This is a genomic window from Faecalibacter rhinopitheci (assembly GCF_015234135.1).
In the GTDB taxonomy this organism is placed as follows: Bacteria; Bacteroidota; Bacteroidia; order Flavobacteriales; family Weeksellaceae; genus Empedobacter; species Empedobacter rhinopitheci.
This window is the reverse complement of the sequence record NZ_JADGIK010000002.1, coordinates 59,235-77,092: the sequence shown is the minus strand read 5'-3', so window position 1 is coordinate 77,092 and position 17,858 is coordinate 59,235. Positions and strand designations below refer to the sequence as shown.

At 30.2% G+C, this 17,858-nt stretch carries 14 protein-coding genes and 5 tRNA genes; 12 read left to right on the top strand and 7 right to left on the bottom strand.

The genetic code is table 11. The annotated features are described in order from the left end of the window. Both IM532_RS03060 and IM532_RS03055 read left to right on the top strand, forming a co-directional pair. On the top strand, nt 1–885 hold the full coding sequence (locus IM532_RS03060) for a TIGR01777 family oxidoreductase (RefSeq protein WP_194181980.1): 885 nt from the start codon (nt 1–3) through the stop codon (nt 883–885). Nucleotides 886–989: 104 nt separating this feature from the next. Then, nucleotides 990–2,855: a DUF3857 domain-containing protein gene (locus IM532_RS03055; RefSeq protein ID WP_194181979.1), complete on the top strand. Its 1,866-nt coding sequence runs from the start codon at nt 990–992 to the stop codon at nt 2,853–2,855. A 39-nt stretch (nt 2,856–2,894) separates the two neighbouring features. Here IM532_RS03055 and IM532_RS03050 read toward each other — a convergent pair whose 3' ends face one another. After that, nucleotides 2,895–3,881, bottom strand: coding sequence for a LuxE/PaaK family acyltransferase (locus IM532_RS03050; RefSeq protein WP_194181978.1), 987 nt, complete (start codon nt 3,879–3,881; stop codon nt 2,895–2,897). Between the two features lie 34 nt (nt 3,882–3,915). Further along, complete coding sequence (locus tag IM532_RS03045) at nt 3,916–5,559, bottom strand: Na/Pi cotransporter family protein (protein WP_194181977.1); 1,644 nt, start codon at nt 5,557–5,559, stop codon at nt 3,916–3,918. 288 nt (nt 5,560–5,847) lie between these two features. On the opposite strand from IM532_RS03045, the gene IM532_RS03040 reads away from it, so the two are divergent. The 5 genes from IM532_RS03040 (at nt 5,848) to IM532_RS03020 (ending at nt 6,298) form a co-directional block, all read left to right on the top strand. Continuing rightward, a tRNA-Thr gene (locus IM532_RS03040) sits at nt 5,848–5,921 on the top strand. Between the two features lie 19 nt (nt 5,922–5,940). Next, nucleotides 5,941–6,022 (top strand) — tRNA-Tyr (locus tag IM532_RS03035). A gap of 7 nt (nt 6,023–6,029) precedes the next feature. After that, nucleotides 6,030–6,103 (top strand) — tRNA-Thr (locus IM532_RS03030). A 32-nt stretch (nt 6,104–6,135) separates the two neighbouring features. Further along, a tRNA-Tyr gene (locus tag IM532_RS03025) sits at nt 6,136–6,217 on the top strand. 7 nt (nt 6,218–6,224) lie between these two features. After that, a tRNA-Thr gene (locus tag IM532_RS03020) sits at nt 6,225–6,298 on the top strand. 145 nt (nt 6,299–6,443) lie between these two features. Here the strand turns inward: IM532_RS03020 and IM532_RS03015 are convergent. After that, a complete protein-coding gene (locus tag IM532_RS03015; protein ID WP_194181976.1) occupies nt 6,444–7,202 on the bottom strand; it encodes a 5'-methylthioadenosine/adenosylhomocysteine nucleosidase in 759 nt (252 codons plus the stop codon). A 223-nt stretch (nt 7,203–7,425) separates the two neighbouring features. Between IM532_RS03015 and IM532_RS03010 the strand changes: the two genes are divergently transcribed. Beyond that, nucleotides 7,426–8,079, top strand: coding sequence for a YceI family protein (locus tag IM532_RS03010; RefSeq protein ID WP_194181975.1), 654 nt, complete (start codon nt 7,426–7,428; stop codon nt 8,077–8,079). 263 nt (nt 8,080–8,342) lie between these two features. Here the strand turns inward: IM532_RS03010 and IM532_RS03005 are convergent, their stop codons facing one another. From IM532_RS03005 to IM532_RS02990, 4 genes are all read right to left on the bottom strand, one after another. Continuing rightward, on the bottom strand, nt 8,343–9,701 hold the full coding sequence (locus IM532_RS03005) for a UDP-N-acetylmuramate--L-alanine ligase (RefSeq protein ID WP_194181974.1): 1,359 nt from the start codon (nt 9,699–9,701) through the stop codon (nt 8,343–8,345). Between the two features lie 18 nt (nt 9,702–9,719). Continuing rightward, a complete protein-coding gene (locus tag IM532_RS03000) occupies nt 9,720–10,622 on the bottom strand; it encodes a lysophospholipid acyltransferase family protein (RefSeq protein WP_194181973.1) in 903 nt (300 codons plus the stop codon). Nucleotides 10,623–10,639: 17 nt separating this feature from the next. Next, nucleotides 10,640–11,278 (bottom strand): NUDIX hydrolase, encoded by a 639-nt coding sequence (locus IM532_RS02995; RefSeq protein ID WP_194181972.1) that lies wholly within the window; start codon nt 11,276–11,278, stop codon nt 10,640–10,642. Nucleotides 11,279–11,417: 139 nt separating this feature from the next. After that, nucleotides 11,418–12,551 (bottom strand): tetratricopeptide repeat protein, encoded by a 1,134-nt coding sequence (locus IM532_RS02990; protein WP_194181971.1) that lies wholly within the window; start codon nt 12,549–12,551, stop codon nt 11,418–11,420. A gap of 162 nt (nt 12,552–12,713) precedes the next feature. On the opposite strand from IM532_RS02990, the gene IM532_RS02985 reads away from it, so the two are divergent. The 4 genes from IM532_RS02985 (at nt 12,714) to IM532_RS02970 (ending at nt 17,803) form a co-directional block, all read left to right on the top strand. Continuing rightward, nucleotides 12,714–14,819 carry a M3 family metallopeptidase gene (locus tag IM532_RS02985; protein WP_194181970.1) on the top strand — a complete coding sequence of 702 codons (2,106 nt, stop codon included), beginning with the start codon at nt 12,714–12,716 and terminating at the stop codon, nt 14,817–14,819. Nucleotides 14,820–14,895: 76 nt separating this feature from the next. Then, a complete protein-coding gene (locus IM532_RS02980; RefSeq protein WP_194181969.1) occupies nt 14,896–15,630 on the top strand; it encodes a YebC/PmpR family DNA-binding transcriptional regulator in 735 nt (244 codons plus the stop codon). A gap of 90 nt (nt 15,631–15,720) precedes the next feature. Next, nucleotides 15,721–16,932 (top strand): Bcr/CflA family efflux MFS transporter, encoded by a 1,212-nt coding sequence (locus tag IM532_RS02975; protein WP_194181968.1) that lies wholly within the window; start codon nt 15,721–15,723, stop codon nt 16,930–16,932. 136 nt (nt 16,933–17,068) lie between these two features. After that, nucleotides 17,069–17,803 carry an MBL fold metallo-hydrolase gene (locus IM532_RS02970; RefSeq protein WP_194181967.1) on the top strand — a complete coding sequence of 245 codons (735 nt, stop codon included), beginning with the start codon at nt 17,069–17,071 and terminating at the stop codon, nt 17,801–17,803. The last annotated feature ends 55 nt before the right edge of the window (nt 17,804–17,858 follow it).

The window sequence follows — 17,858 nt, the reverse complement described above, 5'->3', positions numbered from 1 at the left end:
ATGAATATTCTGTTAACTGGAGGAAGTGGATTAATTGGTTCTCAATTAGCTAGATTATTAATTGCGGAGGGGCATGAGGTAAGAATATTAACTAGAGAAGTTGAGGTAGAAAAACCTTTCTACAATTGGAAAAAAGATACTATAGACGAAAAAGTATTTGAAAATTTAGATGGAATAATTCATTTAGCTGGAGCTTCGTTAATGAATAGTTGGTCGAAAAGTTATAAAGAGCAAATCATTTCTAGTAGAGTAGATACCGCTCATTTGTTGTATAGATATTGCGAAAATTTAAAAATTTCTTTAAAGTTTTTCATATCTGCTTCAGGTTCTAGCTTCTATGGACAAAAAACAACATCGAGTATATTCACCGAAAATGACAAAGCTGGAAATGACTTTTTGGCTGAGGTTTGCGTAAAATGGGAAAATGCAGCCTTGCAATTCAAAAAGTTAGGAAGCAGAGTTGTATGCGTTAGAACACCATTAGTTTTAGGGAAAAACGCTGATTCTCTAAAGTTAATGAAACTGCCTACACAATTTGGCTTGGGCGCAAGTTTAGGTAAAGGTACACAATGGTCACCATGGATACACATTGATGATTTATGCAAAATATATAGCGAAGCTACTATGAATAATAATTTTACAGGAAGCTATAATGTCGTAGTTTCAGAACATATTACTCACCAAAACTTCATGAAAAAATTAGCACATGCAATGGGTAAACCTTTGTTTTTACCGAATATTCCATCACAATTAGTTAAAATTGGAATGGGAGAGAAGGCTTGTTTAATTTTAGAAGGTTCTAGATTATCAAATGAAAAATTATTAGCTACGGGATTTAAATTTAACTACTTAACTCTAGATCAAGCTTTCCAAGAAGTGGTATAATTCTCTCATTAGTACTTTTTTCAGTTCTGTATTTTACATTATCTTAATGTTTATCGTTATAAATTACACAAAATTTATAATTTTACGCAACTATACTATTACACATGAAATTTTACAAAATTATCCTATTCATTTTAGGATTAATCTCTACACCACTATTGGCCCAAAAATCAATCAATGGATTTCCTAAATTAACAGAAGAAAAACTCACCTTAAATGAAGTCAGTTTCGAAAAAGATGCAGACGCGGTAATCTTAGACGAAGAAGGATTTATAGAAATATCTAACGGAGGATATATTAAAACCGTTAAAAAAAGAATTAAAATTCTAACTGAAAAAGGAATTAATCAAGCAAATGTAGAGTTGGTATATTACGCTAAAAATAATCATGAAAATATTTCTGGTATTAAAGCGCAAACAATTAATCTGGAAAATGGTAAATACGTAAGTTATCCTGTGGATGATAAGGAAATTTTTTATGTAAACATCAACGAATATTACAAGGCTGCAAGATTTCCTCTCCCTAACGTCAAAATAGGTTCTATTCTAGAATATCAATACACAATTTATAGTAAAAGTTTATATTTAATCGAGGCATGGGATTTTCAAAATGAATTACCGACTTTAAAAAGTAAATTCAATCTTAAAATAAATGCAGGTTTAGATTTTACAAATCTATTAATTGGGAAAAGAATTTCTTCTAAATATAAAAATAAAAAGAACTTGGAATCGTGGGAATTAAATAATATTCCAAGTATAAAAGAGATAAAATATGTGCATAATGTAAAAAATGCTGCAGAGAAAATGCGACTACAATTAGCCGGTTATGACTCAGGAAATGGGTATGTAAGTACAATTTCCAAGTGGAAAGAGCTAAAAGATGAATTGGTGAAACAAAATGAGAGTTCGTATAATCTACAAGCTGTAAAAAAATATGCTGAAACAATTCCAAACGGTAAAACAGATTCAGAAACGTTTGAAAATGTACTTCAATATTTCAAAAAAGATTTTAATTGGAATGGATTTCATGGTATTTATGCCAACATGAGTCAAAAAAATATTCTAGAAACTAAACGTGCCAATGTTGCAGAGCTAAATTGTTTATTAAGTTCAATTTTAAAACAAAAAGGAATCTCTTCCAACCTCATATTATTATCATCTCGTGCAAATGGTAAATTAATTACCTCATTCCCATATCTTGCTCAATTTGATTACCTCGTTAACCAAATTAATTTAAGGGATGGAAGTAATTACATAGTAAATGCAGCAGAATTACCAGATGATGAGTATAAATTTGCTCCGCTAAATCTTTTTAATGATTACGGATTTGATATTTCATCCAAAGAGGATCGTTTTATTCAGGTCAATCAATTTTTATCAAGAGTAGAAACAACTTTTCAATATTCCTTTCCAAAAGATCAAATCGTAGAAAACAGAAAAGATCTTTTTGATGGATATTTTTATAATAATAAACGAGAGACGAAAAATATTCTTGCACAGTTTATAGATACGCCACTCCATGTCATCAAGGAGGAAAAAGAAGGTTCGGCTGCTTATCTGAATAAAAATTATTTTATTCGGAACAAAGCACAAATGACTTTTGATAGAAACGAATTTATAACACTAGAAAACCCATTAAACGCTCTTATTCAATCTTATCAATTTGAGGAAAAGGAGCGCTTTGAAAACATAGAATTTGATTTTCCTTACTATATTAAAGTGTTAGTGGATGTCGAAATTCCGGAGGGGTATGAAGTAATCGATTTGAAAGAATTTAAAGCCATTAAAAAATCTTCGGATGAATTAGTATATTCTCAAACCTATGGAATGAAGGGAAATAATCTACAAGTATTGTATGAATTATATCTAGGACAAGCAAATTATAATGCTTCTGAATATGATTTTTTAAAGACATTTTTTGAATCTATTCAGAAAGAATCTGTAAAATCAATTCTTCTCAAGAAGAAATAATTAGAATAAAAAAAACCTCAACTTTAGTTGAGGTTTTTTTTATTCATTTATCACCATAAGATTGCAACCACGGACATCCGAATGGTCAAATCTTCCTAAGATTTCGAATTGATTTTCACTTACTTTTTTTCCTAAATCGTCTGTAGCTATAAAACTGCATGAATTTACATTTGCAAGATCAATTACATTTACTCCTCCGGATTTTCCTATACTTACATAATTCAAAGGATCTTCCGTTTCTCGAATCATAATACGCATCCAATTCGGAGTTTTGAAGGTCAGATCTCCACGAGAATACCCTTGACTTAATAATTCTGTCATTCCATATTCAGAATGAATTTCAGTAGTTCCAAAACCATCTTTTAGTATGCGGTGTAATTCTTCGCGTGTTATTTCTTTTTTACGTCCTTTCATACCACCAGTTTCCATTACAATGGTATGTTTCAATTCCATTTGATACTTTTCTACAAAATCCAACAACGCAAAAGAAACACCAATTAAAATGGCTTTTTTACCTGTTTTCTCATGGGCGAGTAAGTTTTCATATAATTCTTGGTGATTATATAAATAGAAACCATTCTCTGGTCTTCCAGATTTTTCTATCCAATATTCCACCATATCAATTAACGAAGAGCCTGTACGTTCTAAGTAAGAAGGAAGTAATGCGAAAATGGTGTAATCGGATAAAGGACCATAAAATTGTTCGAAGCATTTTTCTAAACTATAATGGTATAATGCAAGATCACTCACCAGATGACGACTTGTGGTCATTCCAGTAGTCCCCGAACTTGTAAATGTTTTTTCTGGAGCATTAAGACCTGTTAATATATCATATTGTTTAAAAAATTTAATCGGTAAAAATGGAATCTCTTCTAATTTGGAAATTTCAGTTGGATTAATTTTTAAATTTTCAATAAATGACTTATAAATAAGGTTGTGTTCTGCCTGATATCTAAAAACTTCTAAAGCTTTTACGCTAAAATCGTTTTCAGTTTGGATTGAAAAAATACTTTTTGCTTCTTGCATGATGCAAAATTACAAACTAAAACCAATTATCAAACTATTGCTGATTTAGTTTTACAATTGTTTTGTTAGCCCGATAAATATGATCACCTAGCTGTTCGTAATGTTGAATAATCTCTTTGTAATACAAAGCGCTCATTGTTCCCAATTTTTCTTTTTCAATGGTTTTCAATAAATTATTTTCGGCGTCTTTATAATTTGTATTAATGTATTTTTCAACCATTTCAGCCTCACGAATAGAAATTTCATAATTATTGTCATTTAAATTCTGATTTAATATTGTAGTGGCTTGGTCTAGATTATTTTGTAATATCACTAAAAAATCTCTCATTTTAGGCGTAAAATAACTGTTCGTAACTCTACGTTTTCTATGCAGCGATGAAATTTTAATTGCAATATCTCCAACACTTTCTAGATGATGACAAAGCGTGATAAGTTGATGTACCTCAAAAATATTCTCATTTGGTAAATCCAAGCTCGCAATATCATTCAACAATTCTTTTACTTCTAATTCTAAATCATCACCATCTTTTTCAAGCTGATATATTCTTTCACGAAAAATCGCCATCTTTTCTTCATCACTTTCTGTTATCATTCTTCCTAAGGTATGAATAATTTGACGCGTAGTTCCTGCTAAGCGTATCATCTTTTTATTGGCCTCATTTCGATATAAATCAGAATTTGAACTAAATGGAATAGAGAAGAATTCAATTTTTTTATTATCTTCTTCTTGATAGGAATTAAATTTTTTCTGGCAATATTCTGCTATAATATTTATAAAAGGAAAGACCACAATAACACCTATTATATTAGTAATGATATCAAAACTAATAAGTGTAATTATTTTATTAGTACTGAATAAATGAATAAATTGGATTAAATATGATCCAAGAATTAAAAAGATACATGCGCATCCTACATTAAATAATGTATAAAATGCGGCAACAATTTTTGTTTGATAATTTCCGATTGCAGCGACCAAATGTGCTGTAATTGTGGTTCCTATATTGGCTCCTAACACAATCATGGCACCCAATTCTATAGGTAAACCTTTATCAGCCAATAAAATTGCAATTGTTATAGAAGCGGAAGAAAAATGTACAAAACTGGTTAGTAAAATTCCAAGTAATATAAATCCAATTTTAGTAAAAATTCCAAAATCATCAATTCCTAAAATAAATTCATTAATGCCTAAGTTTTCAAAATTTGGCAAATAAAGTTTTAGAAAGTGAATTGCTATAAATAGGAAAGAAAGTGCGATAAATATACCGCCCCATTTTCTGTAATTTCTTTTTTTAGAGATATAAAAAGGGAAAGAAACAAAAAGAATAGGTAAGGCAATCATTAAAAAATCAAATTTTATCCCAAAATAAATAACGAGAAGAGTAAGTGTAGTCCCAATATTAGCTCCTAGAATTAGTGCAAATGCTTTTTTTAGATTAATTATACCTGTATTTACAAATCCTAATATAAAAACAGATGCTGCTGATGAAGACTGAATAGCAGAGGTAAATAATGTGCCTGCTATAATAGAGGAGGTATTATTATATGTAATTTGATTTAAAGTCCTTTTAAAATTTGAACTTGATAAGGCTTGTAAATTCTCACTTAAAAATTTTATGGCAAAAATAAACAGAGAAATTGAACCTAATATTTGTAAAATATGGATGAAAAAATGCATTTAAGTTTTAATGAAGGACAAAATTAACCCTTCTTTTGTAAACTAAATATTATGTTTTTGTTTTATGGAAACAATTAATCGAAAAAAAACTTATTTTTTTTTAAAACCTAAAAAATTGATAATCAAAATCAATCCATATTTTTTCAAAAAAACTTTACTTTTTTTTTGAAAAAGACTTGCGAGATAAAAAAACTCGCCCTAATATTGCACCACGAAAACGATACAACACTACACAAGTAATGAACATATCGGGTTTCAAATTTGAAATAATTATCAATAATATTTTTTGCCGATGTAGCTCAGTTGGCCAGAGCAGCTGATTTGTAATCAGCAGGTCGTGGGTTCGAATCCCTCCATCGGCTCAGCAAAAAATACAAGGTTGGGGAGATACTCAAGCGGCCAACGAGGACGGACTGTAAATCCGTTGGTTTCACCTTCGCAGGTTCGAATCCTGCTCTCCCCACAATATTGCCGATGTAGCTCAGTTGGCCAGAGCAGCTGATTTGTAATCAGCAGGTCGTGGGTTCGAATCCCTCCATCGGCTCAAGCAATATTTATTGATAACTTTACAAGGTTGGGGAGATACTCAAGCGGCCAACGAGGACGGACTGTAAATCCGTTGGTTTCACCTTCGCAGGTTCGAATCCTGCTCTCCCCACAATAATGCCGATGTAGCTCAGTTGGCCAGAGCAGCTGATTTGTAATCAGCAGGTCGTGGGTTCGAATCCCTCCATCGGCTCAAAATGAAGAAGTGTTTATATACTTCTTTTTTTTTCTCTTTAATTTACTAAAAATCAAAAATTACATAAATTTATTATTCATTTTAAATTATATGTATTTTATTAATGTGTGCATCATAAAAAAAGCCCTTTTTAAAGGACTTTTTATTTGATGATGTTCTTCACTATTTCTATCGAATATATATTCGAAACTTTCACTGTAAATTCTGTAAAATCAACCACTGAATTTTGATCTGCATCATCTGAGATTGTTCGGATAATTACAAATGGAATTCCAAATTCATAGCAAACTTGCGCAACAGCCGCACCCTCCATTTCAACACATTGCGTTTCTGGAAAATGAGAAATCAGATGATCTTTTTGAAGTTGATCTTTAAAAAATAAATCTCCTGATGCAATTAAACCTGTATAGAGTTTAGGCGAATGAATATTAAATTTTTTTAAATCTTCGGCTGATATAACTTGATGCAAATATTCATTTTCGAAAATATGTTGAACAGCATTTTTCACATTTTCAATTAATTTTGAATCAGATTTAAATATCGATTTTCCTATTAATGGAATTTCGAATTGAGGAAAAAGGGGAGATGCATCCATATCATGTTGTACTAAATCTGTACCAATCACAATATCTCCAATTTTTAGATGAGGAGAGATTCCGCCTGCAACGCCTGTAAAAATTAATTCCGTAATATTGAATTTTAAAATTAAAGTCGAAACAGTAGCTGCAGAAGCCACTTTTCCTATACGAGAAAAGACCACAACTGCTTTCTGATTGTTTATTGTGCCTGTATAATAAGTTCTCTTGCCAATTTTATATTCCTCTTTATGCTGTAATAGGTTAACTACTCCATTTATCTCTTCCGGAAGAGCACCCATTATACCGATAATACGTTGAGTCATTTAATATATAATTTTATTTTCTGTATTTATAAATTGTACAATACACTTCATATAGAAGTATAAATGGAAGACAAATTATTATCAATAATGTATTTAATATATGTTTTACCATTTTACAAAGGTAATTTAAACTATCTGATTTATAATTTTTGTAGGCAGAAGTTGACAAATATCAATAGATTAATTACGATCGAAATTGTAACTTAGCCTGACTATATTCGATATGAAAAAAATAATTATACTTTTAGCGATAGCTGCAACAGCAATGTATAGCTGTAACGATAATAAAAAAGAAAATGTTGAGGATTTGCCTTTAGAAACTGAGGTTGTGGTATCACAAGAAGAAGCTTCAGAAATAATTGAAGGAGTTATCCAAAGTTCTAATGTAAAATGGACAGGATTTAAAACAACAGAGAAGGTTGGTGTTTCTGGAAATTTTGATGCCGTTCAGGTAATGGATACAAAAGAAGGAAATACACCAGAAGAAGTATTAGAAGGGGCTAAAGTAAGAGTGGCGGTATCTTCTATAAATTCTGGCGCAAGTGATAGAGATAGTAAGCTTAGAATGGTTTTATTTGGAGCGATGGAAAATACGTCAGATATTCTGGGGACCATTAACTTTAAAGATGGTAAAACTTATATAACATTTACATTGAATAATGTGTCTAAAAAGTATGAAGTTACTTCTAAATTTGAGAATCATGTATTCACAATAAATACGGTTGTAGATTTAGCAGATTTTAAAGCTAATGAAGCCGTAGAAGCTTTAAACATGGCATGCGAACAACTTCATAAAGGTCCGGATGGAATAACGAAAACATGGTCTGAAGTAGAGATAGAAGGAATGATTAAATTCTCTGATTCGTTTGGTAAATAATAACTTATAAATTCTATTTTTAGAATAAAAATAAAAAGCTGTAAGTGAACTTACAGCTTTTTTGCGCTTTCAAAATTTAATTAAGAGGTGAAACAAAACCAGTTAGCCTATATTTATTCTTAATTCTTAATATTTTCTAAAATAGCTAAATATTTTAATTAATTATCATAAATTTTAACTTTTATTTAAAAAAAAATTAAAATTTATGATTTATATTATCAAAATGACAAAGTAGATACACTAGTTATCAATACTTTAAATCTTTAAAAATTAGTTTTAAAAACCTCATTTAAATCCATTCCTCCAAAATTTCCGGAACTCATCATTAGAAATACTTTATTTGATTTATCAATTTCATCTAAGTATGTTCTTAAATCTGTAGAAGATGTAAATACTAGTATAGAATCGTCACCGAAAGCTTTTTTTATATCTTCTGGAGAAATCATTTCCATACGCTTTATTTTTAAAGCTTCAGGATCATAATTTACAATTTTGATATCTGCTTTGTCTAAAGCTCCTTTATATTGAACAAGGAATTCTGGATTCAAAGAAGAATAGGTGTGGATTTCTAAACAACCCACGACGGTTTTGTCTTGGTATTGCTCTTTTACGGCATTCGTTACCGAAGTAACTTTGCTCGGGGCATGTGCAAAATCTTTGTATGCTACAAAATCCGGCGTTCTATTGATTAGTTCTAATCTTTTAGATGCTCCTTTGAATGATTGAATAGCTTCATTAAAATCGTCATCCATCATTCCTAATTGTTTGCAAATTGCACGTGCACCTTCTAAATTCATTAAATTGTGCGCTCCAAATACTTCCAAAGGTAGTGGACCATTGTCTGTTTCTAGATATGTAATACCATCAACAATTGTAGATGCAGGAATAGTATATGGAAATTTCTTTAAGGCACGTTCCGTATTTTCTACGACCTCAACAACATCGTTATCTGTTTGATTATAAATTAAAGCCCCACCATTTACAATACTATTGATAAATTTAGAAAACTGTTCTTTATAATTTTCAAACGTTGGGAAAACGTTGATATGATCCCAAGCTATACCAGAAATTAACGCAATATTTGGTTGATACAATAAAAACTTAGAGCGTCTATCTAAGGGAGAAGATAAATATTCGTCACCTTCCATGATGATAAATTCGTTTTCATCTGTCAATTTTACCATAACATCAAAACCATCCAATTGTGCACCTACCATGTAATCTACATCAATATCATGATAATGTAGACAATGTAAAACCATTGATGTTATAGTGGTTTTTCCGTGAGATCCTCCAATTACAACTCTCGTTTTATCTTTAGATTGCTCATATAAATATTCAGGATAAGAATAAATTTTTATCCCTAGTTCTTGTGCTTTTAGCATCTCCGGATTGTCTGCATGTGCATGCATTCCTAGAATTACAGCATCTAGATCTGTAGTTATTTTTTCAGGAAACCATCCTAATTCTTCTGGAAGAATTCCGCGTTGTGCTAATCTTGTTCTAGATGGTTCAAAGATGGCATCATCAGATCCTGTGACTTGGTATCCTTTTTCGTGTAAAGCAATGGCTAAATTGTGCATTGCGCTACCACCAATTGCAATAAAATGTACTTTTTTCATTTACTTAATGAGGTGGAATTATTCTTTATGTTTATTTAATTCGATAGAATTTTCGTTAGATTGATCTTCAACTTCAATGATTTCATCTTCGTCATCATCTTCATTTAAATAATCATCTAAAGATTTATCTTTATTTTGTTCTAAGATATCTTCAATGGTAAGAACTTTATTAAATTCTGGAGACTGTTCTATCGCATCCATTATTTTTTTCATGATATCGTTAGACGATTCATTTTCATAATCAATATCCAACGGTTTTTTAAAAGTCATGGTTGCATTAATACCACGCTTTTTTATTTTTAGACCTTTTTTATCAAAAGCACGACGGAATCCATCAATTACAACAGGAATTACAATAGGTTTATTTTTACGAATTAAATGTGCAGTACCACGGCGTCCTGGTGCAAATGCTTTGGTAGTACCTTGTGGAAAAGTAACAACCCAACCATTATTTAAGGCTTTATCAATATTAGAAACTTCAGTTAAATCTACTTTTCTATTAACATCTTCTCCTTTTGCACGCCATGTTCTTTTTACAGTAACCGCACCTGTATAAGCAAAAAGTTTTGTAAGCACATTGTCTTTCATAGTTTCTTCTGCCGCTACATAGTAAAAATCAATTTTAGGATTTAATAAGTAAACCGGATTTTTAATGGTATCGATAAAACCATTTTTTACACTACAAAAAACGTGATACATTGCAAATACATCTGCAAAATAAGTTTGATGATTAGATACAAATAACACGTTCTGAGAAGGTAAGTCTACCAAATTTTTAGTCCCTGTAACTTTTAGTTTATTAAAACCATTGTATCTGTTATAGGTAAAGGAACCTAGTAAGAAAATTAAGGAACGCTTCAGGAAATATAAATGTCCAAAAACGTCTCTAAATATTGTTTTTTTAGATGCTTTTTGAGTCAATTTTTTTTATTTTAGGATTACAGATTTAAATGTAATTTAATTACATCTTTAAATTCTTCTAAGATCATAGCAGTTGCTCCCCATAGATATTCTTCATCGCCAATATTATATCCAGGAACATCAATACTATGTCCAGAAAATTCTTTCACAAATGTTTCAGGTTCAGCTTCTAAAAAAGCTTCTAAATCTAAAGGAATAATATATTGTACTTCATCTTCTTGAGGTACAAAATGTGGTTGTCCGTTAAAAACGCCAATAAATGGATAGACTAAAAAGTTACTTGGTGGAATATAAATTTCAGACAATTGTTTTACAACTTCTATATCATCTTCAAATACACCCAATTCTTCAACAGTTTCTCGTATAGCCGTTTGGTCTAGCGTTATATCTAACTCTTCATATTGACCTCCGGGTAAAGAAAACTGACTAGAATGTGCTCCTTCATATGCAAGTCGCATAGTTACAGGAAATTCAATATCACCGTTTTCATTTTCATATAAAAGTATCATTACTGATGCTACACGCGGATTAGTTCTTTTGATCATTTCTAGATCATAATTCTCACGGTATGGAGGTGATAATTTCTCATGAGAATCCCAACCTGGTAAAGCTTCTACCGATTCGGATAATATATATTTAAGTTCTTCTAAATTCAAAAGTAAATTTTTATTCAAATAAAGATTCAAAGGTAATTAATTTAACTCATTTCATTTTAAAAGTTAATATATAATCTAGTTGAACTACTGTGTAAAAAGTATTTTTTTAACTATATAAGTTTGTTTGTGTTGTTTAAAATTACTCTTTTTTAAAATTTTGAATTTTTATACGTTTTATAATGATAAAACTTAAGAGCAAAATTATAACGCCAGAAATTATATAAATCAATTTATTATTAGATGATGTTGGAGTTTCTTCGATACTTTTATTTTTTTCTTTTGGAAGTAAAATAAGGATACCTGCTCTACTTTTTTCATAATTCTTTAGATAAGAATCGCAAAGTTGATAAGATTTCTTAAATTCATTTGTCTTATTTAATAAATTGTAGCTATCTGCTAAGTTACAATGTATTCGTCTATTTAGAGTCGTTTCTGATGGCATGTTTTTAGTCAAATCCATGGCTTTTAGACCATAATAAATAGCAGTATTATATTCTTTTTTTAAATTATAGACATATGCTAAGTTTGAATAAATTAATGCACTCATATAATAATTGATATGATTATTATATCTAATGGCTTTCTTAAAGGTAGAAATGCAATGGTCTAAATTAATTGAATTATTATTTTCTTCTATATAAGTTATGGCCAATAAATTGTACCGATCCGCTAATAGTAAATTATATTTTGTAGGAGAAAAAACTTCTTGAATTTTCTCTAAATAATTAATGCTTTCTAAGATTTTATTCCGCTGAACATCAATAGAATTACCTTTTATTCGAATGTTGTTATTTAAAGAAATAATAGACTCTATGTATATCTTCTCATTATAAGGTAGCTTTTTATTATACGCTTGTATTTTAGACATTATCTTTTCACTTTCCTCATATAATGCAAACTGGTTGAAAAAAGAATGTAAATAATTCAATACCTCAATGTATGAAAGATGACTCTCTATTTCAGTTTTATTTATAAGATTTCTATAAAGCGCTAAGTAAGACTTAAGATCATTTTTTAAAAAATAATACCGCAATAAAGTTTGAGATAGCTTATTTTGATAATAATCGTTGTTTTTTGTTACAAGAATGGCAGCATTAATTTCATCCAATACTTCATCAGAAAGGATAATATGATCAACTTTTTTAACGATATCTATATAGATTGTTTCAAATTCTTGGTTATAGAATCTTTTTTCAGTTTCAAACTTAGAAAAAGAAAAACAAGAGATTGAAAGGAAAAAAAATAATAAAGTCGTGATAAATTTATTATTCAAAATATTTAATTATTAGTGTGTTAATTGCCATTAATTTACGCAGAATTAACTAGTTTAACAACTATAAATATGAGAATAGTTTTTATCTCTAATATTAATATTTATTTAGAGATAAATCGAAGTTCAATATAAAAGGCTAATTTTAGGGCAAAGAAAGTATAAATGTTAAAAAAGAAATTATTTTTTGGAATGTTAGTAGGCTCAACACTTCTAATGAATTCATGTTCAAAATCTGAAGGAGGATCTTGGGATGAAACAAATTATTTTTATGCAGAAAGTTCACTACCATATGGTACAACAGATTTTAGTAAACTTAAAACTTCCGACTTTAAACCAGCCTTACTAGAAGGTATGCGTCAGCAGTTAGAAGAAATAAAAATAATTGCTACCAATACAGAAGCACCAACTTTTGAGAATACATTAGTAGAATTAGAAAAATCGGGTCAATTATTAGGCAGAGTTTCATCTAGTTTTAATGTTTTAACAGGAACAGAAACTAATGACGAATTACAAGCAGTAGAAGAAGAGTTGTCTCCTAAATTTGCAGCACATAATGATGCTATATATCTGAATACTCAATTATATAATAGAGTAAAAACTTTATACACCCAAAAAGAACAACTAAATCTAGATACAGAATCTAATCGTTTATTAGAAGAATATCATCAAAAATTTGTTTTAGCAGGTGCTGATTTACCTGATGCTGAAAAAGAAAAACTGAAAAAAGTAAATGAAGAAATTGCATCTTTAAATACAAAGTTTGGAAACCAATTAATGAATGCGACTAAATCTGGTGGTGTTGTCTTTTCTAAAGAAGAACTAGAAGGTTTATCTCAGCAAGATTTAGATGCTTTAAAACAAGAAGATGGAACATATAAAGTATCTTTATTAAATACGACACAGCAACCAGAATTACAAACTCTAAACAAGAAAGAAACACGTCAGAAATTGTATGATGCGGCTTGGAATCGTACTTCTAAGGGAGATACAAACGATACGCGACAAACAATTTTAGATATTGCAAATAAGCGCGCTGAGAAAGCAAAATTATTAGGTTATGAGAATTTTGCACAATGGTCATTACAATCTCAAATGGCTAAAACGCCGGAAGCAGTAAATACATTTTTGGGCGATATGATTTCCGTTTCAACAAAAATGGCTGAAAAAGAAGCAGAAGAAATTCAAAATTTAATTAACCAAGAAGAGGTTCCTTTTGAATTATCAGCAGCAGATTGGAATTATTATGCTGAGAAAATAAGAAAATCAAAATACGACTTAGACGAAAATGAAATTAAACCATATTTAGAAGTTTGGTCAATTTTAGAAAACGGTGTTTTCTTTATGGCAAACAAATTATATGGTATGACATACGTAGAGCGTAAAGATATCCCAACTTGGAACAAAGAAGTGCGCGTATATGAATTGTTTAACGAAGATAAAACACCAATTGGATTATTCTATGTGGATTTCTTTAAACGTGATTCTAAACAAGGTGGAGCGTGGATGAGTAATATTGTAGAACAATCTACTTTATTAAATCAAAAACCAGTTATTTACAATGTTTGTAACTATACGAAAGCTCCAGAAGGTCAACCTACTTTAATTACTTTTGATGATGCAATTACAATGTTCCACGAATTTGGACACGCCTTACACGGATTATTTGCAACACAAAAATATCCTTCATTATCTGGAACAAATGTAGCACGTGATTTTGTCGAATTTCCTTCACAATTCCATGAGCATTTTGCAACTTATCCAGAAGTTTTAAAGAATTATGCAAAGCATTATAAAACCGGAGATGTAATGCCCGATGCATTAATTGATAAAATGGAGAAAGCAAAAAACTTTAATAAAGGATATGCTTTAACAGAGATTTTATCTGCATCAGCATTAGATATGTCATGGCATACAATTGGGGCAGATCAAAAATTAACAGATGCAGAAAAATTTGAACAAGAAGCATTAGTTAAAAATAATACAGCTTTAAAAGCTGTACCTCCACGTTACCGTTCAACATTTTTTAGTCATGTATTTGGAGGAGGTTATGCAGCAGGATATTATGCATATCTATGGGCAGAAATGTTAGATCATGATGCCTTCCAATGGTTACAAGAAAATGGAGGATTAACGCGAGAAAACGGACAAATTCTACGTGATAAAGTATTCTCTAGAGGGAATTCAGAAGATTATACAGAGATGTACAAAAAATTCCGTGGAAAGGAAGCTTCTGTTGAACCTATGTTAAAATATCATGGTTTAAAATAAACTATTAAAATCCAAGGATTAGTTCTTGGATTTTTTTTGTTAAAACAATAAATTTGCAACAATAAAATATAAATCAATGGGAAGAGCTTTTGAGTTTAGAAAAGGACGTAAAATGAAACGTTGGGCTGCAATGTCTAAAGCGTTTACTAGAATCGGGAAAGATATTGTTATGGCTGTAAAAGCTGGCGGTCCTGATCCACATGCAAATTCTCAGTTACGTGCAGTTATCCAAAATGCGAAAGCGGCAAATATGCCTAAGGATAATGTAGAGCGTGCAATAAAGAAAGCCTCTGATAAAAATACGGAAAACTATAAAGAAATTATTTTTGAAGGTTACGGACCTCATGGAATTGCAATGTTGGTAGAAACTTCAACAAATAATAATAACCGTACAGTAGCTAACGTACGTTCATACTTTAGTAAATGTAATGGACAATTGGGTACGCAAGGATCTGTAGAGTTTATGTTTGACCATATTTGTAATTTCAAAATTCAAAAACCAGCTTCTTTTGATATGGAGGAGTTAGAGTTTGAAATGATTGATTTTGGAGTAGAAGAAGTTTTCGAAGATGAAGATGGAATTGTTTTAATTGCTCCGTTTGAAAATTATGGAACTATTTTTAAATCTTTAGAAGAAAACGGTTATGAAATGATTTCTTCTGAATTTGAGCGTATTCCTCAAACAACTAAAGAGTTAACACCAGAGCAAAAAGCTGACATTGAAAAATTACTAGAAAAATTTGATGAAGACGAGGATGTTAACCACGTTTACCACACAATGCAAGAAGACGAGGAGGAAGAAGAAGCATAATTCTTTTTACTCTTAATTATAATAAAAAAAACCTCATCGAAAGTTGAGGTTTTTTTTATTGCTATAAAATTTAAATATTACTTTTATACAATGCCAAAAGAATTAATTACACCACAATATAAATTAGGTCGAAAAGGTTTAATCTTTTTGATTTTTATGTTGAACATGACTGGACCAATGTCTACTGATTTATATTTGTCTGCATTTCCTACACTATTAAAAGATTTTAATACTACGTCTAGTATTTTAAATTATACTTTAGTCGGATTCTTTATCAGTTTTGCGATAGGTATGTTATTCATAGGGCCTTTAAGTGATAAGATAGGAAGAAAACCAATTTTACTATCAGGTATATTTATTTATGGGCTTTCCTCACTTTTGTGTTCTTTTGCTACATCAATAGATATGTTGATATTTTTTAGAATAACGCAAGCAATAGGAGCAGGAGGAATGATTTCTGTATCTATGGCAATGGTAAAAGATAGTTTCTCGGACGAAGATAGACCCGGGATAATTGCACTTTTACAAATGCTAGGTGCATTTGCGCCAACTATAGCACCACTTATAGGCGCTCAAATTATTAAGCATTATTCTTGGCATGTTACATTTGATGTATTGGCAATTGTCGCATGTTTTTCATTTATAATTAGTCTATTTGTGACAGAAACATTAAGTAAAGGAGATAGATTAAAAGGGAATGTTTTTCAAAGTATTTTTTCTTTAAAAGAAATTGTGGTTAATAAACCATTTATGACTTTTATGCTATCTATGGCAGGAACATCTATTATTTATATGTCATTCTTAGCCATCAGTTCATATATTTATATTGAATGGTTTAATCTTTCCGAAACGGAGTATAGTTTATTTTTTGCTGTTAATTCATTACTATTATTGGTAGGTCCTAATGTTTATTTAGCCGTCAGAAAGAAATTATTACCTAACCAAATTATTCAAATTTCCTTTTCATTAATTGTAATTTCAGGAATATTGATTTTAACAATTGGTAAAATTTCTCCCTATTTGTTTTTAATAGCTTTTGCTCCTGTTACATTTAGTAATGGTTTTCTTAGAGCATTTTCATCTAATATATTATTAGGCCAAAAAAATATGAATTCGGGTGGTGCAGCATCTATTATCAATTTTTCTGGTACGGCTTTAGGAGCTTTAGGAATGATGATAGGTACATTAGGATGGGCAAATTATGTACAAGGATTAGGATGGGTCACACTTATTAGTATGTGCTTTAGTATTTCATTATGGGTAATCTATTTAAAGAAAAATTATAAACTTCACGGAATGTAACATAGTGGTTAAACCAAAATAATAACATCACATTATCTTAATATTTCATTATTGTATAAAATATATCAATAATTATTTTAAGATATTATAAATATCGGACGTATTTTTGCGCGCATTTTGTCGTAAAAAAGTAAGAATGATTAAGATTTATCCATTAAGAGAAATACAATACCAAGTTAACAAATCTAAAGATTTTAATGTTGTTAATGATTTAGATTTAGTTGATGAAGCGAATGGGTATGTTTTAACTGTTCGTCCTTTTTTAATTCACCTAAATGATGAACTAATATTGATTGATGCAGGCTTTGGTTATCATGTAGAAGGGAAGTCAGCTTTAGTTCAACGAATAGAAGAAATAGGATTCTATGCTACTGCAATTACTAAAATTTTAATTTCGCATTTACACAAAGATCATATCGGTGGAATTGGAAAAATAATTAATGGAAAGGTTGAGGTTTATTTTCCGAATGCAAAAATCTATATTCATGAAGATGAAATGATATATGCAATGGCTCAACAAGAAAATGCTTCTTACAAAAATGATATTGTAAAAGGGTTACAATATCATCCACAAGTCAACTATTTGCGAGAAACAAAAGGTGAAATTATACCTGGAGTTCAGTTTGAAAAAGTAGGGGGCCATGTCCCTCATCAAATTGTTTTCTGGATTGCGGATGAAGAAGATATTATTTTTTATGGTGCAGATAATTTACCTCAATTAAGCTATCTTAAATACGATATGGCTTTCAAGAATGATGTAGATGGTAAAGCAGGTCAAGAGTCTAGACGCATTTGGCATAAACAAATGGTCGATGAAAGTTGGACTGTCTTATTTTACCATGGAAGAAGAACATCAATCAAAAAATTTTAAATAAATAATCATATTTCTTAACATTTAAAGCGACACATCTTGGCCAATCGACTTT

Excerpts from the sequence above, each read along its gene's own strand:
- IM532_RS03060 (WP_194181980.1), top strand. The coding sequence starts at position 1 with ATGAATATTCTGTTAACTGGAGGAAGTGGATTAATTGGTTCTCAATTA.
- IM532_RS03055 (WP_194181979.1), top strand. The coding sequence starts at position 990 with ATGAAATTTTACAAAATTATCCTATTCATTTTAGGATTAATCTCTACA.
- IM532_RS03050 (WP_194181978.1), bottom strand. The coding sequence starts at position 3,881 with ATGCAAGAAGCAAAAAGTATTTTTTCAATCCAAACTGAAAACGATTTT.
- IM532_RS03045 (WP_194181977.1), bottom strand. The coding sequence starts at position 5,559 with ATGCATTTTTTCATCCATATTTTACAAATATTAGGTTCAATTTCTCTG.
- IM532_RS03015 (WP_194181976.1), bottom strand. The coding sequence starts at position 7,202 with ATGACTCAACGTATTATCGGTATAATGGGTGCTCTTCCGGAAGAGATA.
- IM532_RS03010 (WP_194181975.1), top strand. The coding sequence starts at position 7,426 with ATGAAAAAAATAATTATACTTTTAGCGATAGCTGCAACAGCAATGTAT.
- IM532_RS03005 (WP_194181974.1), bottom strand. The coding sequence starts at position 9,701 with ATGAAAAAAGTACATTTTATTGCAATTGGTGGTAGCGCAATGCACAAT.
- IM532_RS02985 (WP_194181970.1), top strand. The coding sequence starts at position 12,714 with ATGTTAAAAAAGAAATTATTTTTTGGAATGTTAGTAGGCTCAACACTT.
- IM532_RS02980 (WP_194181969.1), top strand. The coding sequence starts at position 14,896 with ATGGGAAGAGCTTTTGAGTTTAGAAAAGGACGTAAAATGAAACGTTGG.
- IM532_RS02975 (WP_194181968.1), top strand. The coding sequence starts at position 15,721 with ATGCCAAAAGAATTAATTACACCACAATATAAATTAGGTCGAAAAGGT.
- IM532_RS02970 (WP_194181967.1), top strand. The coding sequence starts at position 17,069 with ATGATTAAGATTTATCCATTAAGAGAAATACAATACCAAGTTAACAAA.